We start from the raw sequence: 21,815 nt of genomic DNA, 5'->3' as shown, positions 1-21,815 counted from the left end.
TGGCGCTGAGCGCTAAAAGCAACATGTTTGCTTTAGTGGACCGTAGGCGCTACGGTCCACTAAAGCAAATGGTTAGCGTTTGTAGTGCAAGGAGGAACCGTCCATGCCCGATGCCGACCGGCATGCCGCCGTCGCGGCCACCGCCGACCACATCCGTTCCGTCGTCTCGGTCCTGCGGGAGCTGGACTTGGGGGACACCCCGCCTGCCCTCGCCTACCGCGCGGAGCGGCCGGAATCCGCGGAGGCGAAGCAGAAGAAGCAGAAGAAGCAGGAGGAGCCCCATGCAGCCGTATGAGATGTCCCTGAGCGAAGCCGCCGGAGCGATCGGGGAACGGCGGTTGTCCCCCGTCGAGTTGGCGGACTCGGTCCTGGGCCGCATCGCGCAGGTGGAGCCAGGTCTCGGGGCCTACGTCACCGTCACCGCCGAACGCGCCCGAGAGGAGGCACGCGAAGCCGAACGCGAGATCGCGGCCGGCCGCCGTCGAGGCCCGCTGCACGGCGTGCCCATGGGCCTCAAGGACGTGATCGACGTCGCGGGCCTGGCGACGACGGCCAGCTCCCGGGTGCGCGCCGGTCATCGCGCGCGGGCCGACAGTGCGGTCGCCGCCCGCCTGGCCGAGGCCGGTGCGGTGCTGCTGGGCAAGACGCACACGCACGAGTTCGCCTACGGTCTGACCACCCCGCAGACCAGCAACGCCTGGGACGCCGGCCGGGTCGCCGGTGGCTCCAGCGGCGGATCCGCCGTCGCCGTCGCCTCCGGCATGGCGACCTTCGCGCTGAGCACCGACACGGGCGGTTCGATCCGCGTGCCCGCCGCGCTCAACGGTGTCGTCGGCCTGAAGCCGACCTACGGTCTCGTCCCCCGTCGCGGTGTCACCTCCCTGTCCTGGTCGCTGGACCACGTCGGCCCGATCGCCCGCACCGTGGAGGACGCGGCGCTGGTCCTGGGTGCGCTGGTCGGACACGACCCGCAGGACCCGGCCTCGCTCGACGCCCCGACCGTGGACTACCGGCCGGGCGCCGACACGCGCCTTGCAGGGCTGCGCGTCGGGGTGCCGCGCACCTACTACTTCGACCACGTCCATCCCGAAGTGGAGGCCCAAGTGCGGCGCGCCATCGACCAGTTGGCGGACCTCGGCGCCCGGCTCGTCGAGGTCGACATCCCGATGGCCCGCTACGTACAGGCCACGCAGTGGGGGCTGATGGTCCCCGAGGCGACCGCGTACCACGAGGACACCCTGCGTACGGTGCCCGAGCTGTACCAGGCGGACGTGCGCACGCTCCTCGAAGCCGGTGAGCTGATGCCCGCCGGGGACTACCTGCGCGCCCAGCGCTCCCGGACGCTGATGCGGGAGGAGTGGGCCCGCGTGCTGCGGCAGGTCGACGTGGTCGCCGCGCCCACCGTCCCGGCGACCGCCGTCGAGGCCTCCCAAGAGACGATCACCTGGCCCGACGGCACGGTCGAGGCGGTGTCCGACGCCTACGTACGTCTGTCGTCACCGGCCAACATCACCGGAATACCGTCCCTGTCCGTACCGGTCGGCCACGACGCGGCCGGGCTGCCCATCGGCATGCAACTGCTCGGCCGCCCCCTTGGAGAGCGCACCCTCCTGCGGGTCGGGCACGCCTACGAGCAGACCCGGCCCGCCCGCGCGCTCGCGCAAGCGGCATGAGGGAGCCGCAGACACCTGAGTCCTCTAGTCGCAATGATTTCGCTTTAGCATGGACCTCATGAGCAGGCAGATGGCACGTCCCGGTGGGCGCAGCGCCCGCGTTCAGGCGGCGGTGCACGAGGCCGTCCGCGAACTCGGCGCCGAGGTGGGCCGGGACGCGGTGACGGTGCCGATGGTCGCCCAGCGCGCGGGCGTGACACCCTCGACGATCTACAGGCGCTGGGGGGATCTCCAGGCGCTGCTCTCCGACGTGGCGGTGGAGCGGCTGCGGCCCGACACGGAGCCGAAGGACCACGGCGCCCTCTCCGCCGACCTGACCGTTTGGGCCGAGCAGTTCCTCGACGAGATGGCCTCACCCGCCGGCCGCGCCTACATCCGCGACGCCCTGCTCGGCGACCCGGATGGCAGCAACGCGGGCCAGTGCTCCGTCTACGCCGCCGAACAGATCGACGTCGTCCTCGCCCGCGCGAAGGGGCGCGGGGAGAGCACACCCGCCGTCGAGACGGTCATCGACCGCGTCGTCGCGCCCCTCATGTACCGGATCCTCTTCCGCCCGGACGGAATCGATGCCGCGTACGCCCGCCGCCTCGTGACCGAGGTACTCGGCACGACCGGCTGAGCAGAGCTCCCGGTGTGGACGCCGTCCCCTTCAGCTGAGGTTCCGCGCCCGCACCGTCCGCCCCACCTCCGCCCGCAGCTTCACGAACTCCGGCAGCCCCCGTGTCGCGATCTGGTCGCGTTCCAGGGGGAGTTGGACCCGTAGGTCGAGCGCGATGCCGGAGTCGGGGGCGGGCGAGAGGGCGACCACACGATCGCCGACGTAGACACTCTCGTCGATGTCGTGCGTGACGAACACGATCGTGGTGCCGTCGGTGCGGTGGACGTCGAGCAGCAGGTCCTCCAGGTCCTCGCGGGTCTGCGCGTCGAGGGAGCCGAAGGGCTCGTCCATGAGGAGCAGCGACGGGCGGACCACCAGCGCGCGGGCGATGGCGACCCGTTGCTGCATGCCGCCGGAGAGCTGCCAGGGGTGGCGGCGGGCCGAGGCTTCGAGGCCGACGCGTGCCAGGATGCCATCGGCCGCGGCCCGCCGTTCGGCGCGGCGCAGACCCTGGCGGCGCAGCGGCAGTGCCACGTTGTCGCGGACAGAGAGCCAGGGCAGCAGGGAGCGGCCGTAGTCCTGGAACACGACCGCCAGGTGGTCGGGCACCCCGGTGACCGGTGTGCCGTCGACGGTGATCGTGCCCTCCTGTACGGGGAGCAGTCCCGCGATCGTGCGCAGCAGCGTCGACTTGCCGCAGCCCGACGGGCCCACGACACACAGGAGTTGGCCGCGCGGAACGGTCAGGGACACATCGTGCAGGACACGGTGGGAGCCGTAGGACTGGCTGATGGCGGTGAGGCGCAGCAGGTGGGGGCCGTCCTCGTCGCCGAGGTGTGTCGTCATGCCGTCCTCCCCGTGCCGAGCACGCGTTTCTCGATGGCCAGCAGGCCGGTGTTGAGCAGGTAGCCGAGGACGCCGAGCAGGGCCAGTGCCGCCCACACGGTGAGCAGGTCCGAGCGCGACTGGGCGTCGGTGAGGACGAAGCCGATGCCGTTCTCCGTGCCCGGCAGCAGCTCGGAGAACACCATGAGGATCAGCGCGAGCGACAGGCTGAGCCGCAGACCGGCGAAGATGCGGGGCAGCGCGGACGGCACGATGACGTACCACAGCCGTTCCGCCGTGGTGAGCCGCAGCGCGGCGGCGACCTCCAGGCGCAGTGGATCCGTGTTGCGGGCGCCCTCCGCGGTGTTCACGAGCACCGGCCAGACGGCGCTGAACACGATCGACGTGATCTGCATCGGCGTACCGAAGTCGAGGACCACGACGAAGACCGGGACCAGGGCGGGCGGCGGGACGGCCCGCGCGAACTGAAGCACCGGATCGCACAGTGCGTACACCCGCCGGGAGCGGCCGATCGCCACGCCGAGCACGATGCCCGCGGCGGCCGCGAGCAGGAAACCGGCCGCCATCCGGCCGAGGCTCGGGCCGATGGTGTCGAACGCGGCGTCGGTGAGGAACACATGGCGGAGCGGCCCCGAGAACCACAGCCCGTACGCGTGGCGCGCGATGCGCGACGGGGGCGGGAAGAAGACGCTGCCGTGCGCGCGGGCCGCCACCTCCCAGAGCGCGACGGCGAGGACGAGGACGGGCCAGCGCAACAAGGCCGCGGCCCGCGGCCGCCTGACCGGCTTACCTGGGCGGCGAGTTGGCGCCCGCACCACCGTCCGTGTCACGCGCGCACCGCCCGCCGCTCGGGCGTCCACGGGAACAACCGCCGCTCGCACCGGACCAGTACGCCATTGATCAGCAGGCCGAGCACACCCGCCCACACCACGCCCGCGAGCACGTCCAGGTTGCCGTCCGTGGCCTGTTGGGCCTGCGCGATGAAGATGCCGAGGCCCTCGCCGAACCCGGACAGGAGCTCCGTGGCGACGGCCACGACGAGCGCGACGGCCGCCGAGATGCGGATGCCGGCCGCGATGAACGGCGCCGCGCCGACCAGTTCGACGCGCAGCAGCACCGCGGCACGGCCGAAACCGAAGGCGCGCAGCGTGTCCTTGGCCAGCGGCTCGCTCTCCCCGAGGCCGTACATCGTGTTGAACAGGATCGGCCACACCGAGGCGTACGTGACGAGCGCGACCTCCGTTTCGGTGCCGGAGCCGAGCAGCAGCGACACCAGCGGGATCAGCGCCACGGACGGCAGTGGCCGCAGGAACTCCACGATCGCGCGCACCGCGGCGTCGACGATCGGCACGCTCCCGAGCAGCAGTCCGGCCGGCACGGCGATCGCACACGCGAGCGCGAGCCCGAGCACCCAGGCGCGCAGCGTGGCGCCGACGCCGTCGAGGAACACCGGGTCGCCCGCCAACTCGACGGAGCGGGCCAGGACATCGGAGGCGGGCGGCAGATACTCGCGTCGCACGATGCCCGCGCGCGACACCGCCTCGCAGACGCCGAAGGCCAGCAGCACGCCGAGGACGCCGAGCCCGGCGTCCCGGCGGGCGCGCCCGGTCACTTGACGACGAGTGTCGACGGGTCGACGTCCTTCTTCAACAGCCCCTGTTTCCTCATGAGTTCGGTGAGGCGGCGCAGCTGGTCCACATCGGTCTTGGTCGGGTAGGCGGGCAGCCCCATCGACTTGGCCTGTGCGGCCTTGACCTTGCTGTACGTGGGCACCACCTTGCGGACGGCGGAGGGGTCCGCGTCGGCGATCTTCGAGGCGGCCTCGATGGCGCGCTTGAACTTGGCGGCGGTGTCCGGGTTCTGCTTCGCGTACCGGGCTGTGGTGACGTATCCGCTGATGGGCAGCGACTCGACGGGGCTCGCGGCGCCGTCGATGAGCACCTTGGCCTTGAGGCCGTTCTGGATCGCGTCGTCGAAGGGCTCGACGACATGCACCGCGTCGACCTGCCCCTTCTCCAGGGCGGCCGCCATCTGCGGGAACGCGATCTGCCGGTACGCGGGCCTGCCGGCGCCCCGCTCGTCCAGGATCGCGTCGAGTGTCAGCGTCTGGATGTTGTTGAGGATGTTGACGGCGACCTTCTTGCCCTTGAGGTCGTCCGCGTTCTTGATGGCGGAGTCCTTCGGCACCAGGACATCCATCATGTGCGGCGCCGTCCGCACGCCCTCCGCGAGGATGCGCACGTCGAGCGTGCCCTTCTCCTGGGCCTGGAGGAAGGTCACGTAGTTCGCGCTGGCGATCACGTCGACCTGGCCCTTGGACAGGGCGGGCAGGGCCTGGATGCTCTGCTGGACGGGCTGGATGCGGACGTCAAGGCCTTCCTTCTTGAACAGTCCGCGGTCGCGGGCGATGTACAGCGCGGCGGAGTCCGTCAACGGCAGTGCGGCGACGGTGACTTGGGTGTCCTGTCCGCCACCGGAGTCGTCCGAACCGCTGTCCCCGCACGCCGTCATCAGTAGGGCAAGCGTGGTGACGGCCACGGCCGCCCCACCCGTTCGCGTCTTCACCTGACGTAACGTCACAATCATTGCTTATCAGGTGATTGACGGTGATCGCCACAGGGCCTCCGCCGCCGGTACCGCATCATCACTGGTCGCGGCGCAGCAGCGGATTCATGGCGGTGAGCGTCAGCACGATCTCGCCGTGCTGGTCGAGGACCTTGACCTCGGTGTGGACGAGGCCCCGGTCGGGCTTGGTGCGTGAGGGGCGGGCCGGGGCGGTTACGCGGTGCCTTCGCCGCCGAAGCGGTGGCGGAACTCCTCGGCGAGGGTGCCGCCGGCCGCCGCGACCAGCTGCCCGACGATGGGGTGGACGACGAGGCTGGTGACGGCGCCCGCGAGCGCGGGAAGGTGGCGGGCGAACCAGCGGCGCACGTACTCCATGGTGGAGAGGTCGGGTTCCGGCGCGGTGGCGGACTCCTCCAGCTCGTCGAGGAGTTCGCCGGCGCGGTCCGGGGCGTCGTCGGGCAGCAGTGCGCGGACGCGGGCGAACTCGGCGCGCAGCTCGGCCAGTTGCTGCTCCGTCACGGCGGCCGGCGCGGCGGGGCCCTCCACCCGGGACACGGTGTTGTCGCGGCCGACGACCACCTGGCCGGAGACACCACCTTCGGTCCGGATCTCGTAGTGGTCGCCGCCTGGTGTGTGGGGCATGAGGTCTCCTCAGTCGATGCCAGGGCCGGGCTCGGAGGGTGAGGGCGAGGGTGAGGGGGGATCGGTCGGACCGGGCGGGTCGGTGGGCCCTGTGGGTCCGGTCGGCCCGGTCGGTCCGGTGGGAACGGTGATGGCCGTCCCTGTCACCTGCATGGACACGTCCTGCTGCCCGGCGTCGTCGGGCATGGTGACCAGCGCCTTGTACGGGCCGGGCTTCTTGGGTGCGAAGGTGACCTGGAAGACGCAGTCGTGCGAGCCGCCCGCGGGCGGGCACGAGGTGAGGGCGGTCCTCCAGTTGGCGGGATCACTGGCCTTCAGTGCCTGTTCGTTGTCGCACTTGAGCCACGAGGTGAAGTGGACGGTCTCGGTCTTGGTGTCACCGACCTTGACGGCGCCGAAGTCCCGTGCGGGCAGCCCGACCGGCGGGCAGTCGCCGGAGCCCGGCGGGGGCGTGGTCGCGCGCGGACCGGTGGGAGAGGTGGACGCGGGCGACGACTGCTGCGTCGGGCTCTCGCTCTGGTCGGTAGCTGATCCGGTGGGGCTTGTGGTCGAGAACCGCGTCAGGGGCGAGGTGATACTCGGGGTGCCGTTCACCACCACCGGTGTGCCGCCTCCTGCCAGGGTAGCGGCCCCGATCGCCACGCCCGCCGCCGCCAGGACGCCACCGGCGCCGACCGCCACGGGGTGCGACGAGACGACATGGTGCATGGAGTGGCGTGCTCGGTGGATCCCCCGCCCTCGGGGTCGGGGAGGCCCCGCACCGCTGCCGATCGGACTCCCGGCGTCGGGCAGACCGCTCGGGACGGACGGGGCGCCCTGGCCGGGGCCGGGCAGTCCGCCGCCCCCGCCACCGCCGCCCGCGTGCGCCGCCGCGTACCCCACACCCCCGCCACCGCCGACAAGTCCCGACGAGGCCGTGCTCAGCGCGACGACCCGTACATGCACCTCGTGGGCGAAGTACGACTCGTCCGCCGCGGCACCCAGGAGCTGGGCCGCCGCCCTGCCGTAGCGCAGGACCTGTCCCCACACGCCCCAGTGCAGCGAGAGCGCGAGCAGCGGGGCCGCGGCGCGTGCGAGGTCCCGCACGCCCCGGTGGTCCTCGACCATGGCCAGGTTCCCCAGCACCCGCCGGATCGTCGCGGCCTCGGCGCACGCCTCGTGCCGGGTCGCCCGGGTCCGCAGCCAGTGGGTGAGGGCGGGCGCGAGCTGGGCGGCGGCGGGAAGCGCCCCGGTCTGCTGGGCGACCAGCACGGCGAACGGCCCGCAGGAGCAGAGGTCGTCGCCGTCGACCTCGACCAGCCGCAGCGCGGTGAGTTCGGCGAGCGCCGCCGGATCGGGACGTACGCCGAGCGCCGACAGCAGGACCGGTGACGCGGGCAGTGGGGCGAGGGTGCACAGCGGCCGCAGCAGTCCGACCGCCCGCTCCGACAGCCGGGCCGCGGTGCCGACGGCGAGGGCGGTGTCGTCGACCGGGAAGAACCCGGGAGGCCACGGCGGGCCGCCGGCCTGGCCGGGGACGCTCCGCCCCTGCGAGGCGTTGAACGCGGCGGCCGCTTGCAGGACGGTCTGCGGATGCCCGTGGACGGCCGCGACCAGGTGCCGGGCGGCGTCGGCCGCGGGCCCGGCGGGGTAGTACCCCACCTCGCGTGCCAGCAGCTCGTACGCATGCCGTTCGTGCAGCCCGTCGAGCCGCAACGGGCGGGCGTCCGGACGTTCGACGCGGTCCACGGCGGCCGTCAGCAGCGGGCAGCCGGGCGTCGCCTCGATCAGCACGCCCAGGTCGTCGGGGGAGACCTGGAGGTCATCGACGACAAGGACGACGCGCAGGGCCCCCAACAGCTCTCGCAGGGTGGAGGGCTCGGGCTTGTAGCCCTCGCAGGGGCGGCCGTCGGGAAGCTCGTAGCAGGCCTGGAAGACCTCCTGGAGGAGGTCCTCCGTGGTCCTGTCGGCCGCGTGCAGATGGAGGACGGGCCGGCCGAGCGCGAGCTGCTCGGCGGCGCACCGGCGCAGCAGCGCGCTCTTTCCGATCCCGGGCGGACCGAAGACCTGAACCCGTCTCCCCGCCCCCAACCAGGCGCCGATCGCCGCGAGTTCACTGTCCCGGCCGACCAGCACCTCGCCCTGTCCGCGCAGCGCGGAGCCGCCCGGATACGGGCGGGCCCGCAGTCGCAGCTGCGGTGGCCCCTCGGGCCGGTAGGCGACGTACGCGCCCTGCTCGGCATTGATGACCACGTTGTTCCGGCCGACGACGACCTGCCCGTTCACTTCCCCGCGCACGTCGACCCTGCCCACATCCCCCATGGGCTCGTCCTTCCCCCGTTACGCCTTGACAGCGTTGTACGCCGACCGGCAGCTCCCCATCAAGGCAATTGCGGCAGATAGGGGTAAGGGGTGAAAAGTGGGGCGCAAGTGAGGGAGCCCCGTGCCCACGACGCGCATTCCTTCGGCGGGACGGCGGGACGGCGGCGCTAGCGCAGGCTTTCGCCGTGTGCGGGTTCCGGGGTGTTCCGGAGTCGCTCCTCCAGCATCTCCAGAAGGCCGGGCAGGTCGGGGGCGACGGCGAGGTCGTCCAGCGTGGACGCCGGGAGGAGGCCGGAGTCGGCGATGCCGCGCAGGGCGCCGAGCAGCGGCGTCCAGAAGCCCGCGGCGTCGAGGAAGCCGACGGGCTTGGCGTGGAAACCGAGCTGACGCCAGGACCACACCTCGAAAATCTCTTCCAGCGTGCCGAGTCCGCCGGGCAGGGCGACGAAGGCATCCGCCTGGTCGGCCATGATCGCCTTGCGGTCGTGCATGGAGTCGCACATGACCAGTCGGGTCACGCCCTCGTGCGCCCACTCCCGCTCGACCATGCTGCGCGGCATGACGCCGATCACCTCGCCGCCGGCGTTCAGCGCGCTGTCCGCGATCGCGCCCATCAGGCCTCGGCGGCCACCGCCGTAGACGAGGCCGATGCCACGCCGCGCCAGCTCTTCTCCAACGGCGACGGCAAGTTCGGTGTGGGCCGGGTCGTTTCCGCTGGACGAGGCGAGAAAGACGGCGAGGCGGCGCATGGAGATCTCCGGATCGGTCGTGGCGGACGCTCTGGTCTACCACGGGCCTTCCGCCCGGTGCGAGGGATTATCTATGACCGCGGGATGAGGGTTTTGCGGGCCATGTAGTGAGGGTTCTTACCGGGGCGGGAAAGACGGAATTGCATGGTGGATGCAGGCTGATCTTGCGTGCTAGTGTCACTACAAGTTGCAGTTGTGGTTCCCAAAGTTTTTCCGGTCATTTTCCGGTCGGGGTAATCATCGCGGCGACACGGTGTTCGCACGGTGCGGATTCCGATGTACTGCCCCAAGGAGATATGACATGGCTACTGGAACCGTGAAGTGGTTCAACTCGGAAAAGGGCTTCGGCTTCATCGAGCAGGACGGTGGCGGCGCTGACGTCTTCGCCCACTACTCGAACATTGCCGCCCAGGGTTTCCGTGAGCTGCTCGAGGGCCAGAAGGTGTCCTTCGACATCGCGCAGGGCCAGAAGGGCCCGACGGCCGAGAACATCGTTCCGGCCTGACACTGACACGCATTTTGCAGCTGGGGCCCGCATCCTTCGGGGTGCGGGTCCCAGCTGCCTGCGTCCGCGCCACGGTTTCACCGGTGGCGCTTTTTCCATCGGTCCATACTTGTAATTCTCCATGCGGCTCATCGCTGCGGGGATTCCTTGATATGCACCGCATCGAGGAAGGTTCCGTCCGCATGAACCGCACACGTACAAACGACCGCTCCGCCCGTACCCGTAGTGGCAATGCCTACGCCGGAAAGAGCGGCGGCCGCTTCGGCTCGTCGACGCCGCGTCGTTCCGGTGGGCCCGCCCGCTCCGGCGGCCAGAGCCGCCGACCCGCCGCGGTACAGGGCGAGTTCGCGCTCCCCAAGACGATCACCGCCGCGCTGCCCGCCGTCGAGAACTTCGCCGAGCTCGGTATGCCCGAGCAGCTGCTGGCCGAACTCGGCAGGCAGGGCGTGAGCGTACCGTTCCCCATCCAGGGCGCGACGCTGCCGAACTCCCTGGCCGGCCGCGACGTTCTGGGCCGCGGGCGCACCGGCTCCGGCAAGACCCTCGCCTTCGGCCTCGCGCTGCTCGCCCGCACCGCCGGACAGCGTGCCGAGCCCCGTCGGCCGCTGGGGCTGATCCTCGTACCGACGCGCGAGCTGGCACAGCAGGTGACGGACGCCCTCACGCCGTACGCCCGCGCCATCCGGCTGCGGATGACCACGGTCGTGGGCGGAATGTCGATCGGCAAGCAGGCCAGTGCGCTGCGCGGCGGCACCGAGGTCGTCGTCGCGACCCCGGGCCGGCTCAAGGACCTCATCGACCGTGGCGACTGCCGGCTGGACGCGGTCGGCATCACGGTGCTCGACGAGGCCGACCAGATGGCCGACATGGGATTCATGCCGCAGGTCACCGCGCTGCTCGACCAGGTGCGCCCGGAGGGGCAGCGGATGCTGTTCTCCGCCACCTTGGACCGCAACGTCGACCTGCTGGTGCGCCGCTATCTGAGCGACCCGGTCGTGCACTCGGTCGACCCGTCGGCCGGTGCGGTCACGACGATGGAGCACCACGTCCTGCACGTGCACGGCGCCGACAAGCACGCCGCCACCACGGAGATCGCCGCCCGCGACGGCCGCGTGATCATGTTCCTGGACACCAAGCACGCCGTCGACCGGCTCACCCAGGACCTGCTCAGGAGCGGGGTGCGGGCCGCCGCGCTGCACGGCGGCAAGTCCCAGCCGCAGCGCACCCGCACGCTGACGCAGTTCAAGACCGGAGACGTCAGCGTGCTGGTCGCGACCAATGTCGCGGCGCGCGGCATCCACGTCGACAACCTGGACCTCGTCGTCAACGTCGACCCGCCGACCGACCACAAGGACTACCTCCACCGCGGCGGCCGCACCGCTCGCGCCGGGGAGTCCGGCAGCGTCGTCACCCTCGTCACCCCGAACCAGCGCCGTGCCATGGTCCGCCTCATGTCGGACGCCGGTATCCGGCCGCAGACCACCCCGGTCCGCTCGGGCGACGAGGCCCTGCACCGGATCACCGGCGCCCAGGCCCCGTCCGGAATCCCGGTCGTCATCCCCGCACCGGCGGCGGCCGACCGCTCCAAGCGCGGCGGCGCCTCCCGAGGCCGCCGCCGCCCCGCTTCCGCGACCCGGCGCGCCCCCGCACGCAAGTCCTCCGTCGACCCGGCGGCCTGAGCGGCCCAGCCCCTTCGTGATCAGGAAGTCGATCCATCTCTGCAGGAGGCACGTTTTGGCACTGGTTCAGATGCAGTCCCGTCCGGCGATCGACGGCCCCGTGCGCCGGACGGTGGTCGATGTGTTCGACCCGGCCGGGCCCCGGGTCCGTGACGACATGAGCGTCGAGGTGGCGCTGTCCGTGATGGACGCCGCCCGTACGGGTCGGCTGGTCGTCTGCGATCAGGACGATCAGGGCACGGGCCTGGTCACCCGGGCCGAACTTGTCGCCGTCCGCGACGGTTCCGCCTACTCGGACCGCGTCTGCCTGCGCGACATCCTCGGCGTGTACGCGGAGGTCACGTCGCCGGCGACCACAGTCGTGGGGGCCGGGCAGGCGATGCGCCGCCTCCGGTCCGATACTCTGCCCGTGGTCGACGAGCAGAACACAGCTTCGGCAGCCCTCGCCCTTTCCCGCTGAACCGTCTCACCTCCCGCCGGACCGGACCGTTCTTCCCCTACTCCTTGTGAGGCCCCATGCGCTGCGTCATCGCCCGCTTCCCGTTCGATCTCACCAAGAACGGCGTGCTGGAATCGATGAAGGGCATCAAGCCCGAACCGAGCACCGGTGAAACCGTGACCATCGGCCGCCGCCAGTACCCGGCCAAGCAGGTCGGCGCGGTCATCACCCGCCAGGACCGCCGTGACTTCAGCGCCGCGGAGGTTCTGCGGGCCATGGCCAAGCTCGGCTTCACGGTCAACACCGCCCCCGAGCCGGCCCCCGAGCCCGCCCGTGACCCGCTGGAGCAGGCGTCCGCGATGCTCGGCACCACCACGCAACTCTGAACCGTCGACGTGGGTGCTGAGGCGTGAAACCGCGGTCGAGGAGCCCCCGGATTCGGTGGCGCGGTGGTATTCGGCGTTGATCCGCTGGGCTTCTTCGAGCTGGTCCTCCAGGACGATGATGCGGCAGGCGGCCTCGACGGGCGTCCCCTGGTCGACGAGTTCCCGGGCCCGCGCGGCGATGCGCAGCTGGTAGCGGGAGAAGCGGCGATGACCGCCTTCTGAGCGGAGCGGGGTGATGAGGCGGGCTTCGCCGATGGCGCGGAGGAAGCCCTGGGTGGTCCCGAGCATCTCGGCGGCCCGGCCCATGGTGTAGGCCGGGTAGTCGTCGTCATCAAGACGCCCGAACGAGTCGTCTGCTGTCACTTGCACCTCTCTGCGGAACATGCTTGCGGGGCCGTGGTGCCGTACGGCACCACGGCCCCGAAGGAACTAATACACCATCCGCCGGTCCCGATGCTTCACCGGCGGTCCCCTTGCGCATGCCCGGACGTGGAGGGGCTGCCGTGCCCGCGTGCCGTGGCAGCGCCGACCGCCGCCGTCACAAAGGCCCGGACGAGCGGATGACCCGCCTGGGGCGGCCACGCCAGTACCAGGCGGCTCTCGGGGGCGTCCGTGACGGGTACGGACACCACGCCCGGCGGGACCGGGTGGACGAGGGAGCGGGGCAGGAGGGCCACGGTCCGGCCCACCGCCACCAAGGGGATCAGCTGGGCGACGTCCTTCACCTCGGGGCCGGCCCCGCCGTCGCCCCCGATCCCGGGAACACCCCTCCAGCGCGGCATCGGCTCGTCCTTCAGATCGGCGAGCCGCAACGCCTCGCGGGTGGCCAGCCGGTGGTCCGCGGGGAGGAGCGCGACGCGCTCCTCGACGCGGAGCGTCTCGTGGTCCAGGCCCTCCAGATCGTCGAACGGTACGTACAGCAGCCCGACGTCGGCCCGCCCGTCCCGCAGCTGTTCCGCGCGGTCGGCGGGCCCGCTGAACACGATCTCGACCCGGCGCGCATCGGACCCCATGGCGTACGCCGCGAGCATCGCCGACAGCAGATCGGCGTCGCCGCCCGGCTTGAGCACGAGCCGCAGCCGCGTCCCCGACTCCGCGGCCCGGCGGGCCCGCTCCGCGGCGGCGGCCACCGCGTCCAGCGCGTACCGCCCGTCCCGCAGCAGTGCCTCGCCCGCCGGTGTCAGCGCGACCTGGCGGCTGGAGCGGACGAAGAGGGTGACGCCGAGCCGCCTCTCCACGCGCTGGATCGCCTTGGACAGGGCCGGCTGCGCGATCGCGAGGCGCTGGGCGGCGCGGCCGAAGTGCAGTTCCTCGGCGACCGCGACGACGTACTCGATCTCCCGTGTCTCCAGTTCAGCCATGCCCACAGGTTATCGTTCGAGGCCAACAGGGTCTTGGACGTGGCGCCCCACCTGTTGGTTCGATGGCTGCATGATTCACCACACGATGCTCGTATCCTTCGACGCCCCCATCCCCGACACCGACCTCGACCAATTCCTTCAGGACATCGAAAAGGTGATGGCCGACTCCGGTCACGTCCGGACGTCCGCCACCCGCCGGCACATTCCGGTTCCCGGCGAGGAGGCCATCCCCGCGATGATCGCCACGGCGGTCGTACAGTTCGGCGTCGCCGACCTGGACACCCTCGGCGCCGCGTTCGCCGACCCCGGCGTCGGAGAGCTCATCCACCGCTGGCAGGCCCGGTACCCGTACAAGGTCGCCTGGGCGAACCACGCGCCGCTGGACTGAACGCCGCGTCAGTAGGCGCGGCATGCCGTTGGCGGTCCGCGGTCAATATGAACGAAACGACGCGCCCCTCGTCCTGCGTTCCGCTTCCTCCTAACCTCGTGCCCGTCTGTGTGAGGGATCTTCCGCGTGTTGACGCGCGGGTGTGCCGAGCAGTCGACCGACGAGGAGGTTGTTGTGGCGAAGGCCGGGCAGGGGCGGTTCTCCAGACGGCAGGTACTGGCGGCAACGGCGGTGGGAATGTCTGGAGTTGGTGTGATGGCCGATGTCGTGGGCGCGGTACCGGCGGGCGCGGCATCGGCCGGGCCACGCGAATACCCGGTACCGGGCCTGCGGGCGCCGGTCGAGCTGATCGAGGACCGCTACGGCGTGCCGCACATCTACGCCGACAACGAGCACGACGTGTTCCTCGCGCAGGGCTTCAACGCCGCCCGTGAGCGCCTCTTCCAGATCGACCTGTGGCGCAGGCGCGGACTCGGCGAGCTCGCCGACGTCCTGGGAGCCGACTACGTGGCGCAGGACCGGGCCACCCGCCTGTTCCTGTACCGGGGTGACATGGACGTGGAGTGGGCGCGCTACGCCGAGGACGCGCAGCGCATCGCGACGCAGTTCACCGCCGGGATCAACGCCTACGTGGCATGGCTGGACGCCCACCCCGACCAACTCCCGGAGGAGTTCGGCCTGCTGGGCTACCGGCCGGCCCGCTGGGACCCCGAGGACGTGGTCCGCATCCGCAGCCACGGCCTGACCCGCAACCTGACCAGCGAGGTCAAGCGCGCCCAGGTCGCCTGCGCCGCCGGGGTGGACGCCGACCTGGTGCGGCAGGGGCTGCAGCCGGACCACAAGGCGAGCGTGCCGGACGGCTTCGACCCGTGCGTGCTCCCCGACGACGTGCTCAAGGTCTTCGAACTGACCACCCAGGAAGTGGAGTTCAGCGAGGGTGCGGTACGCCGCGCGGTCGTGCGCGACGCGACCACGGAGGGCTCCAACAACTGGGTGGTCGGCGGGCAGCGCACCGCCACCGGACGGCCGATCCTCGCCAACGACCCGCACCGCTCCTACTCGGCGCCCTCGCTGCGCTACCTCGCGCACCTGAGCGCGCCCGGCCTCGATGTCATCGGTGCGGGGGAGCCCGCGCTGCCGGGCATCTCCATCGGGCACAACGGCACCGTCGCCTTCGGCCTGACCATCTTCCCGATGGACCAGGAGGACCTGTACGTCTACGAGTTGGACCCGGACGACCGCACCCGGTATCGCTACCAGGACGGCTGGGAAGCGATGAAGGTGCTGCGCGAGCGGGTCCCCGTCGCGGGGGAGGACGACCACCCCGTCGAGCTCGCCTTCACCCGGCACGGCCCGGTGATCCACGTCGACGAGGAGCACGACCTCGCGTACGCGGTGCGCACCGCGTGGCTGGAGCCGGGCACGTCACCGTACTTCGGCAGCGTCGCCTACATGCGGGCGCGCAACTACCGCGAGTTCACCGAGGCCATGCGCAACTGGGGCGCACCGACGGAGAACCAGGTCTACGCCGATGTCGACGGCAACATCGGCTGGGTGCCCGGCGGCCTCGCGCCCAAGCGGGTCGGGTACGACGGGCTGCTCCCGGTGCCCGGAGACGGCCGCTGCGAGTGGGACGGCTTCTACTCGGGGGACGACCTGCCGCGGAGTCTCAACCCGGCGGCCGGGTTCATCGCCACCGCCAACCAGTTCAACCTGCCGCACGAATACCAGGACATGGGGCTCGGCTACGAGTGGACCAACCCCTTCCGCCACCAGCGGATCGTGGAAGTCCTCTCGAAGCAGCGCAAGCACACCATCGCCGACTCGCAAGCGCTGCAGCACGACCAACTGTCCATACCCGCACGCCGGTTGACCGCGCTGCTGGCCCGCCTGAAAAGCAGTGAACCCGACCGTCGCCGTGCCCTGCGGCTGCTGCGCGACTGGGACGCCGTCGAATCGCCGGACTCGGGCCCGGCGGCCCTGTTCGAGGTGTGGCTGTCCAGGCACCTGGGGCCCGGCTTCGTGCGGGCCGCGGTGCCGAAGGCCGCCGAGCTGATCGAGGACACCGACACCCTCGTCCTGCTCGGCGAGTTGGAGAAGCCGGGGCGGTGGCTGAAGGACGGGGCGGCCCGTGACCGACTGCTGCTCGACACACTGGGATCGGCCTACGCCGAAGTGCGCAAGCTGCTGGGGGACGACGACGGGAAGTGGCAGTGGGGCGCACTGCATCACAGCCTCTTCCAGCACCCGGTGTCGGCGGCGCTCGGCGCGGCCGACCGTGCCCGCTTCGACGTCGGCCCGATGCCGAGCGGCGGCTCCCCGGACACGGTCAACGCGGCGACCTACCGCACCAGCGACTTCCTGCACACCAGCGGCCCGTCGTTCCGGGTCGTCCTGGACGTGGGTGACTGGGACTCGTCGGTGGCGGTGAACACCCCCGGCCAGTCCGGCGACCCGGACGACCCGCACTACCGCGACCTCGCCGAACCGTGGCTCAAGGGCGAGTACTTCCCGCTCGCATACTCCCGCGCGGCGGTCGAGAAGATCGCGGAACGCCGCGTAAGGCTTCTCCCGGTCGAAGGGGGCTGAGCCTCCGGAGCCACCTGAGTCACCTGAATCACCTGCCGCAGGGCCGAGCGAGTCTCGGCCCTGCGGCCTTTTTGGGTTCTGGACCGCCCTGGCCTCCCGCCTCTTTTGATCGATCATTCGTCAGCCCTTGACGTGCACTTCATGCGCAAGCAACATCCTCCTGCGCACAGTGATAGTGCTTATCATTCTATGAGAAGAGGTTCAGGTGAAGGCAGGGATCATCGGTCTGGGCGAGGCAGGCGCGCTCTATGCGGCCGGATTCGTGGAACAGGGCTGGGAGGTCGTCGGCTTCGACCCGGTCGACGTGCCCACGCCGGACGGCGTCGAGCGGGCGGCCACCCTTGCGGAAGCCGTGCGGGGCAGTGCTCTCGTGCTCGGGCTGACCGGGGCGAAGGCCGCGCTCGCCGTGGCGGAGGAGGCCGCCGCGCATCTGCCGGCGACCGCCGTCTACGCCGACATGAACGCCGCCGCACCGGAATTGAAGCGGAGGATCGCCGCGGCCGTCGGCGCGGCCTCCTCCGCGAAGTTCGCCGATGTGTCGGTGATCGGCTCCGTTCCGAAGTACCGGCACCGCACCGCGCTGGTGGCCAGCGGGCAGGGCGCCTCCGTGGTCGCCGACCACTTCGGTTCGCTGGGCGCGCCGGTCGAGGACCTCGGGGGCGACCCCGGTGCGGCGTCGGCCCGGAAGCTGCTGCGCAGCCTGTTCATGAAGGGGCTCGGGGCCGTCATCGTCGAGGCCGTGGACGCGGGGCGCGCCGCCGGTGCCGAGGCGTGGGTCCGACAGCAGGTCGCGGGGGAGCTGGTGGACGGTGACGCCACACTGGAGCGGCTCTACCAGGGGACGTTCAAGCACGGCGAGCGGCGCTCCCACGAGGTGGCCGCCGCCGCGGACCTCGTCGGTGAACTCGGCCTCGACGCCCGCCTCGCCGAGGCCATCGGCCACGTACACACCCTCGCCGCACGCCCCGAAGGGCTGCGCGACACCTCCCGCGTCACCGCCGAACTGCTCGCCGGATACGAGGGGTTGGCGACGGCGAACATCGGCGACGCCACCGACCGCCTCGGTCTCCTCGACTCCGGCATCGGCGCCCTGTGGCCCGGCGCCCGCACCGTCGGCCGCGCCCTCACCGTCTGGACCCGCGCCGGTGACAACCAGGCGCTGCACCAGGCCATCAAGATCGCCGAGCCGGGTGACATCATGGTCGTCAATGGGGAGGGGGATGTCTCCCGTGCCCTGGTCGGAGAGCTGATCGCCGAGCGCGCCCGAGCCCGTGGCGTGGTCGGCATGGTGCTCGACGGCGCCGCGCGCGACGTCGAGGTGCTCGCCGAGATGGGCTTCCCCGTCTGGGCGCGCGCGGTCACTCCGGCAGGCCCCTACAAGTTCGGTCCCGGCCATGTCGGAATCCCGGTCGCCGTCGGCGGAGTCGTCTGCGCGCCCGGGGATCTCGTCGCGGCCGACGGCGACGGCGTGGCCGTCGTCCCCGCCGAGCGTGCCGCGACCGTACTGGCCGCCGCCCGTGAGGTGGAGGCCGAAGAGGCGCGACGGCGCACCGACATCCGCGCCGCGGCCGCGGCCACGCCAGGAGGAACATCGTGATCGCCGTATGGGCCCTGGGCTGCTACATCGCGGCCATCATCGTGTGGAACGCCGTCCTCAAGCGGAACATCGGCGAGGCACTCATCGTCGGCTTCCTCGTCACCGGCCTGTTCGCCGGTGGTGACATCGCCCATGTCATGTGGGACGGCCTGGTCGAGGCGATGCAGGAGGAAGTCACCTTCGCCGCCCTCGCCTTCGTCTTCATGAGCTACCTGCTCGCCCGCACCCCGGTCCTCGACCACCTCCTGGGCATCCTCAACTCGGTCCTCGGCAGGCTGCGCGGCGGCCCGGTCTACACCTCGACCGTCGCGGCCGGGCTGTTCGGAGCCATCGCGCACGTCGGGGCCGCGGTGACCGCGGCGGTCGGCTCGGTCACCATCCCGTGGATGAAGCGGTCGAACGTGAGCGGTGAACTCGCGGCCACCGTCGCGGCGGGCGGCGCCGGCATGGGGGTCACCTTCCCCTTCAGCTCGACCATGTTCATCCTCATGGGCTCGGCAGGTGTCGCCTCGGTGGCCACCACCGACGACATCGTCCTCCCGCTCGCCATCGGCGGTCTGTGGTGTCTCGGGTACCGACTGTTCGCCGCCTTCGTCATGGTGCGCCGCCACAAGGTGCAGCCCATCGACCGCGCCGACCTGCTGCCCCTGCGGACCAGCCTCGGCGCGGGCTGGACCAGCCTGTTCCTGTTCGTGGCGATCGCGATACCGCTCGCGCTGACCAAGGGGCCCATCGGGGCCGCGCTCGACCACCACGTCGGCCTCGAACTGTCGGACGCGATCAGCCTCATCACCTGGATCCCCGTCCTCCTGATCGCCACCGTCCTCGTCCTCGGACGGCGCCATCTGCCCCGCTCGGGCCGCGAGTGGTGGAACGTGCTCGGCGGCGCCGCCCCGCACTTCGGTGTCATCGGCGTCACGATCGTCGCCGCGTTCTCCGCCTCCAACGTCCTCGGCGAACTCGGGCTGCCCGAGCAACTGACCCAGCTGCTGGCCGGGGTGGAGGCACCGAAGTGGGTCATGGCCCTCATCGTCGGAGTCCTCGTCGTCGGCGTGGCCATCCCGCTGACGGCGTCCGCGACCATGGCCGCCATCGGACCCGTCGCCGTCACCTCGCTGGTCGGGGCGGGTGTGCCCCCGGCCACCGCCTGCGTCGCGGTCCTCATCTTCGCGTCCACCGAGGGAGCCTCACCCCCGTCCGGGGCACCCATCTACGTCGCCAGCGGCATCGCCGGCATCGACCCGGCCCGTACGTTCCTGCCGCTGGCCACCTACTACTGCGTCCCCATCCTGCTCGTGGGTGCCGCCGTGGCCACCGGCGTCCTCCCCGTCTGACCTCACCCCCGACCCGCCTGAACCGGAGGCCCGCTCATGACTCAACGACTCCTTCAACTGCTCTTCCGGCTGAGCATCGTCGTCTTCCTCGCCGGCGGCACCGTGACCGTCGTGGGCCAGGCCCTCGGCATGGTCATGGGCGATGCCGCCTGGGTGGAAGGTGTCGCCGCCGACTCCGGACCGGCCACCTGCATCGCGGCGAGCATCAGCGGCATGCTCTCGTTCGTCCTCTCCTACGGGAAGCAGGGCGCCGAGCAGCAGGACGGCGCGAACGGTTCGGATGCCCAGGCGCCCCGACCCGCGGCGTCCGCCACCACTCACTGACCGGCAACGGGCTCCTGACGCACGGATCGCACTCGCGGACTGATAAGTCTTATCGGGTCCGCGCGTACCGATCGATGATCCAGGAGCCGCCCCCATGCCCGCCGAGTCCTCCTCCACGATGCGCTCCCTCGACCGGGCCTTCGACGTCCTGGGCGTACTGGAGGACAGCCGCCAGCCCCTGCGCCTGAGCGAGGTGGCCCGCCGAGCGGGACTGCACGTCGCCACCGCGCAGCGGATCCTCAACGTGCTCGTCGACCGCGGCTACGCGGCCAAGGAGGACACCGGTTACACCGCGGGCCCGGCGGCCCTCGCCACCGCCCACGCGTTCCTGGTCACCAACCGGCTCAGCCAGGTCGCCCTCCCCGTCCTGCAGGAACTCGCCGCCACCACCCACCTGGCGGCCAGCCTGTACGTACGCGTCGGCTCGGCCCGCGTGCTGATCGCACGCGTCGAGGGACGCAACCCGCTGCGGTACCAACTCCCCATCGGCGAAAAGCTCCCCCTCCACCTCGGAGCGGGAAAGGCCCTGGCCGCCTGGCTCCCCGAGCCGGAACTCGACACCTTCATCAAGGAGACCGCCCCCTTCACCCGGATCTCCGGCGAGCAGATCACCGCGGACGAACTCACCGCCGACCTGCGCCGGGTCCGGGAGGACGGGTACGCCCTCTCGCTGAGCGAACGCGTCCTCGGGGTCGCGGCCGTCAGCGCCCCGATCAGCACCCCGGATGAGGTGCTCGGCGCGCTGAGCGTCACCGGCTCCAGCACCGAACTCACCGCGGACGACCATCCGCACCTCATCAGCGAAGTACGCCGGGCAGCCGACGCCATCGCGGCCCGCTGCCCCTGACAGAAAGCCACCAGTCCGTGCCACTGCCCACGTACCAGGAACTCACGGAGCGCACCGACGCACCGGCCGGCTCCAGCTGGCACCTCTTCCCGACGACGCCGGAACGCGGCATGGCCAACCTCGCGGGCCCGCACCAGATCCGCCGCGCCGCCGACTGCGTCACCCGGGGCGCCGCCTTCAACCTCGACCACGCCCTGGACGCCTTCGACCCGCCCATGGCCAAGTCCCGCGGCGTTCCGCACCACCACATCACCGCCAAGCACGACCAGGCACGCGACGACTCCCTCGACAACTTCCACCTCCAGGCCACCTCCCAGATCGACGGCCTGCGCCACCGCCGCGCCTCGGGCCACGGCTTCTACAACGGGGTCCCCGACGCCGACATCGCGGTCGGAACCCCTTCCCTGGGCGTGCAGTTGTGGGCCGAGCACCCACTGGCCGGACGAGGCCTCGTGATCGACGTGGAGGGCCTGCTGCGCGACCGCGGCACACCCCTGGACCACAGCGAGGGCCCGGCCCTGTCCACCGCCCTGCTCGACGAGGCACTTCAGGCCCAGGGCTGTGCGGTCGAACCCGGCGACCTGGTCCTCGTCCACACCGGATGGGCCGAGTGGTACCTGACCACGGACCCCGACCGGCGCGCGGCCACCCGCGCCCAGCGCCGAGCCACCGGCTTCACGCAGAGCCGCGAATTCGCCGCGTGGTGCTGGGACCACCGCATCGCGCTCATGGCCACGGACACGTTCGCGGTCGAGGTCCTCCCGGTCGCGCCCGACAGCGACTTCCGGGAGAGCGCACCCGAGGACGCCGGCATGATGCACCAGGAACTCATCGCCAAACTCGGCCTGCCGCTGGGGGAGTTGTGGAACCTCACGGCTCTTGCTCACGACAGCCGCCAACACGGCACATGGGACTGCCTGTTGACGGTCAAGCCGCTGAACCTCGTGGGCGGAGTGGGCTCGCCGGCGAACGCCACCGCGCTGCGCTAGCCG

At 71.3% G+C, this 21,815-nt stretch carries 23 protein-coding genes and 1 pseudogene; 15 read left to right on the top strand and 9 right to left on the bottom strand.

All coding sequences use genetic code 11. The features are described from left to right. Positions 1-103 precede the first annotated feature (103 nt). The 3 genes from OKJ99_RS24385 to OKJ99_RS24375 are packed head-to-tail and all read left to right on the top strand — an operon-like array spanning position 104 to position 2,292. On the top strand, positions 104-295 hold the full coding sequence (locus tag OKJ99_RS24385) for a hypothetical protein (RefSeq protein ID WP_326019514.1): 192 nt from the start codon (positions 104-106) through the stop codon (positions 293-295). After that, positions 282-1,673 carry an amidase gene (locus tag OKJ99_RS24380; RefSeq protein WP_326019513.1) on the top strand — a complete coding sequence of 464 codons (1,392 nt, stop codon included), beginning with the start codon at positions 282-284 and terminating at the stop codon, positions 1,671-1,673. Before OKJ99_RS24385 ends, OKJ99_RS24380 begins: the two co-directional genes overlap by 14 nt. A 58-nt stretch (positions 1,674-1,731) precedes the next feature. Then, on the top strand, positions 1,732-2,292 hold the full coding sequence (locus OKJ99_RS24375) for a TetR/AcrR family transcriptional regulator (protein WP_326019512.1): 561 nt from the start codon (positions 1,732-1,734) through the stop codon (positions 2,290-2,292). Positions 2,293-2,322: 30 nt separating this feature from the next. Here the strand turns inward: OKJ99_RS24375 and OKJ99_RS24370 are convergent, their stop codons facing one another. The 4 genes from OKJ99_RS24370 to OKJ99_RS24355 form a co-directional block, all read right to left on the bottom strand. Beyond that, positions 2,323-3,081, bottom strand: a complete 759-nt coding sequence (locus tag OKJ99_RS24370) for an ABC transporter ATP-binding protein (RefSeq protein WP_326019830.1) — start codon at positions 3,079-3,081, stop codon at positions 2,323-2,325. A 32-nt stretch (positions 3,082-3,113) separates the two neighbouring features. Beyond that, on the bottom strand, positions 3,114-3,875 hold the full coding sequence (locus OKJ99_RS24365; protein WP_326019511.1) for an ABC transporter permease: 762 nt from the start codon (positions 3,873-3,875) through the stop codon (positions 3,114-3,116). 68 nt (positions 3,876-3,943) lie between these two features. Further along, entirely contained in the window at positions 3,944-4,729 is a 786-nt protein-coding gene (locus tag OKJ99_RS24360; RefSeq protein WP_326019510.1) for an ABC transporter permease, read from the bottom strand. Next, entirely contained in the window at positions 4,726-5,682 is a 957-nt protein-coding gene (locus OKJ99_RS24355) for an ABC transporter substrate-binding protein (protein WP_326019509.1), read from the bottom strand. Before OKJ99_RS24355 ends, OKJ99_RS24360 begins: the two co-directional genes overlap by 4 nt. Before the next feature lie 31 nt (positions 5,683-5,713). On the opposite strand from OKJ99_RS24355, the gene OKJ99_RS24350 reads away from it, so the two are divergent. Next, a complete protein-coding gene (locus tag OKJ99_RS24350; protein WP_326019508.1) occupies positions 5,714-5,878 on the top strand; it encodes a hypothetical protein in 165 nt (54 codons plus the stop codon). A gap of 17 nt (positions 5,879-5,895) precedes the next feature. Here the strand turns inward: OKJ99_RS24350 and OKJ99_RS24345 are convergent, their stop codons facing one another. The 3 genes from OKJ99_RS24345 to OKJ99_RS24335 form a co-directional block, all read right to left on the bottom strand. After that, entirely contained in the window at positions 5,896-6,324 is a 429-nt protein-coding gene (locus OKJ99_RS24345; protein WP_326019507.1) for a hypothetical protein, read from the bottom strand. Between the two features lie 9 nt (positions 6,325-6,333). Next, a complete protein-coding gene (locus OKJ99_RS24340; protein WP_326019506.1) occupies positions 6,334-8,625 on the bottom strand; it encodes a P-loop NTPase family protein in 2,292 nt (763 codons plus the stop codon). A 167-nt stretch (positions 8,626-8,792) separates the two neighbouring features. Beyond that, positions 8,793-9,374: an LOG family protein gene (locus tag OKJ99_RS24335; protein ID WP_326019505.1), complete on the bottom strand. Its 582-nt coding sequence runs from the start codon at positions 9,372-9,374 to the stop codon at positions 8,793-8,795. A 301-nt stretch (positions 9,375-9,675) separates the two neighbouring features. Here OKJ99_RS24335 and OKJ99_RS24330 point away from each other — a divergent pair, with 301 nt between their 5' ends. The 4 genes from OKJ99_RS24330 (at position 9,676) to OKJ99_RS24315 (ending at position 12,383) form a co-directional block, all read left to right on the top strand. Beyond that, entirely contained in the window at positions 9,676-9,879 is a 204-nt protein-coding gene (locus OKJ99_RS24330; RefSeq protein WP_020119326.1) for a cold-shock protein, read from the top strand. A 182-nt stretch (positions 9,880-10,061) separates the two neighbouring features. After that, entirely contained in the window at positions 10,062-11,558 is a 1,497-nt protein-coding gene (locus tag OKJ99_RS24325) for a DEAD/DEAH box helicase (RefSeq protein ID WP_326019504.1), read from the top strand. A 55-nt stretch (positions 11,559-11,613) separates the two neighbouring features. Continuing rightward, positions 11,614-12,018 (top strand): CBS domain-containing protein, encoded by a 405-nt coding sequence (locus OKJ99_RS24320; RefSeq protein ID WP_407700755.1) that lies wholly within the window; start codon positions 11,614-11,616, stop codon positions 12,016-12,018. A 56-nt stretch (positions 12,019-12,074) separates the two neighbouring features. Further along, positions 12,075-12,383 carry an SCO5918 family protein gene (locus tag OKJ99_RS24315; protein WP_326019503.1) on the top strand — a complete coding sequence of 103 codons (309 nt, stop codon included), beginning with the start codon at positions 12,075-12,077 and terminating at the stop codon, positions 12,381-12,383. A 30-nt stretch (positions 12,384-12,413) separates the two neighbouring features. Here the strand turns inward: OKJ99_RS24315 and OKJ99_RS24310 are convergent. Both OKJ99_RS24310 and OKJ99_RS24305 read right to left on the bottom strand, forming a co-directional pair. Continuing rightward, positions 12,414-12,746: pseudogene (locus OKJ99_RS24310) on the bottom strand (helix-turn-helix domain-containing protein); the annotation flags it as partial. A gap of 95 nt (positions 12,747-12,841) precedes the next feature. Then, the gene (locus tag OKJ99_RS24305; protein WP_326019502.1) at positions 12,842-13,744 is read right to left on the bottom strand and encodes a LysR family transcriptional regulator; all 903 of its coding nucleotides are present in this window, start codon (positions 13,742-13,744) and stop codon (positions 12,842-12,844) included. 70 nt (positions 13,745-13,814) lie between these two features. Here OKJ99_RS24305 and OKJ99_RS24300 point away from each other — a divergent pair, with 70 nt between their 5' ends. The 7 genes from OKJ99_RS24300 to OKJ99_RS24270 all read left to right on the top strand — a co-directional run bounded on the left by OKJ99_RS24300 (position 13,815) and on the right by OKJ99_RS24270 (position 21,812). Beyond that, complete coding sequence (locus OKJ99_RS24300) at positions 13,815-14,132, top strand: hypothetical protein (protein ID WP_326019501.1); 318 nt, start codon at positions 13,815-13,817, stop codon at positions 14,130-14,132. 255 nt (positions 14,133-14,387) lie between these two features. Continuing rightward, positions 14,388-16,721 carry a penicillin acylase family protein gene (locus tag OKJ99_RS24295; RefSeq protein ID WP_326019500.1) on the top strand — a complete coding sequence of 778 codons (2,334 nt, stop codon included), beginning with the start codon at positions 14,388-14,390 and terminating at the stop codon, positions 16,719-16,721. Positions 16,722-16,926: 205 nt separating this feature from the next. Then, positions 16,927-18,318: an RraA family protein gene (locus OKJ99_RS24290; protein ID WP_326019499.1), complete on the top strand. Its 1,392-nt coding sequence runs from the start codon at positions 16,927-16,929 to the stop codon at positions 18,316-18,318. Next, positions 18,315-19,652, top strand: coding sequence for a TRAP transporter large permease subunit (locus OKJ99_RS24285; protein ID WP_326019498.1), 1,338 nt, complete (start codon positions 18,315-18,317; stop codon positions 19,650-19,652). Before OKJ99_RS24290 ends, OKJ99_RS24285 begins: the two co-directional genes overlap by 4 nt. Before the next feature lie 36 nt (positions 19,653-19,688). Continuing rightward, positions 19,689-19,976 (top strand): hypothetical protein, encoded by a 288-nt coding sequence (locus tag OKJ99_RS24280; protein WP_326019497.1) that lies wholly within the window; start codon positions 19,689-19,691, stop codon positions 19,974-19,976. Positions 19,977-20,070: 94 nt separating this feature from the next. Beyond that, complete coding sequence (locus tag OKJ99_RS24275) at positions 20,071-20,823, top strand: IclR family transcriptional regulator (RefSeq protein ID WP_326019496.1); 753 nt, start codon at positions 20,071-20,073, stop codon at positions 20,821-20,823. A 17-nt stretch (positions 20,824-20,840) separates the two neighbouring features. Beyond that, on the top strand, positions 20,841-21,812 hold the full coding sequence (locus OKJ99_RS24270; RefSeq protein ID WP_326019495.1) for a cyclase family protein: 972 nt from the start codon (positions 20,841-20,843) through the stop codon (positions 21,810-21,812). Positions 21,813-21,815: the final 3 nt, after the last annotated feature.

The organism is Streptomyces endophyticus (genome assembly GCF_035798155.1).
Taxonomy (GTDB): domain Bacteria; phylum Actinomycetota; class Actinomycetes; order Streptomycetales; family Streptomycetaceae; genus Streptomyces; species Streptomyces endophyticus.
Note: the sequence above shows the minus strand (reverse complement) of the source record. Positions and strands in the feature narration are given on the sequence as shown.

Excerpts from the sequence above, each read along its gene's own strand:
- OKJ99_RS24280 (WP_326019497.1), top strand. The coding sequence starts at position 19,689 with ATGACTCAACGACTCCTTCAACTGCTCTTCCGGCTGAGCATCGTCGTC.
- OKJ99_RS24295 (WP_326019500.1), top strand. The coding sequence starts at position 14,388 with ATGGCCGATGTCGTGGGCGCGGTACCGGCGGGCGCGGCATCGGCCGGG.
- OKJ99_RS24375 (WP_326019512.1), top strand. The coding sequence starts at position 1,732 with ATGAGCAGGCAGATGGCACGTCCCGGTGGGCGCAGCGCCCGCGTTCAG.
- OKJ99_RS24335 (WP_326019505.1), bottom strand. The coding sequence starts at position 9,374 with ATGCGCCGCCTCGCCGTCTTTCTCGCCTCGTCCAGCGGAAACGACCCG.
- OKJ99_RS24330 (WP_020119326.1), top strand. The coding sequence starts at position 9,676 with ATGGCTACTGGAACCGTGAAGTGGTTCAACTCGGAAAAGGGCTTCGGC.
- OKJ99_RS24305 (WP_326019502.1), bottom strand. The coding sequence starts at position 13,744 with ATGGCTGAACTGGAGACACGGGAGATCGAGTACGTCGTCGCGGTCGCC.
- OKJ99_RS24345 (WP_326019507.1), bottom strand. The coding sequence starts at position 6,324 with ATGCCCCACACACCAGGCGGCGACCACTACGAGATCCGGACCGAAGGT.
- OKJ99_RS24340 (WP_326019506.1), bottom strand. The coding sequence starts at position 8,625 with ATGGGGGATGTGGGCAGGGTCGACGTGCGCGGGGAAGTGAACGGGCAG.
- OKJ99_RS24325 (WP_326019504.1), top strand. The coding sequence starts at position 10,062 with ATGAACCGCACACGTACAAACGACCGCTCCGCCCGTACCCGTAGTGGC.
- OKJ99_RS24275 (WP_326019496.1), top strand. The coding sequence starts at position 20,071 with ATGCCCGCCGAGTCCTCCTCCACGATGCGCTCCCTCGACCGGGCCTTC.
- OKJ99_RS24315 (WP_326019503.1), top strand. The coding sequence starts at position 12,075 with ATGCGCTGCGTCATCGCCCGCTTCCCGTTCGATCTCACCAAGAACGGC.
- OKJ99_RS24380 (WP_326019513.1), top strand. The coding sequence starts at position 282 with ATGCAGCCGTATGAGATGTCCCTGAGCGAAGCCGCCGGAGCGATCGGG.
- OKJ99_RS24300 (WP_326019501.1), top strand. The coding sequence starts at position 13,815 with ATGATTCACCACACGATGCTCGTATCCTTCGACGCCCCCATCCCCGAC.
- OKJ99_RS24385 (WP_326019514.1), top strand. The coding sequence starts at position 104 with ATGCCCGATGCCGACCGGCATGCCGCCGTCGCGGCCACCGCCGACCAC.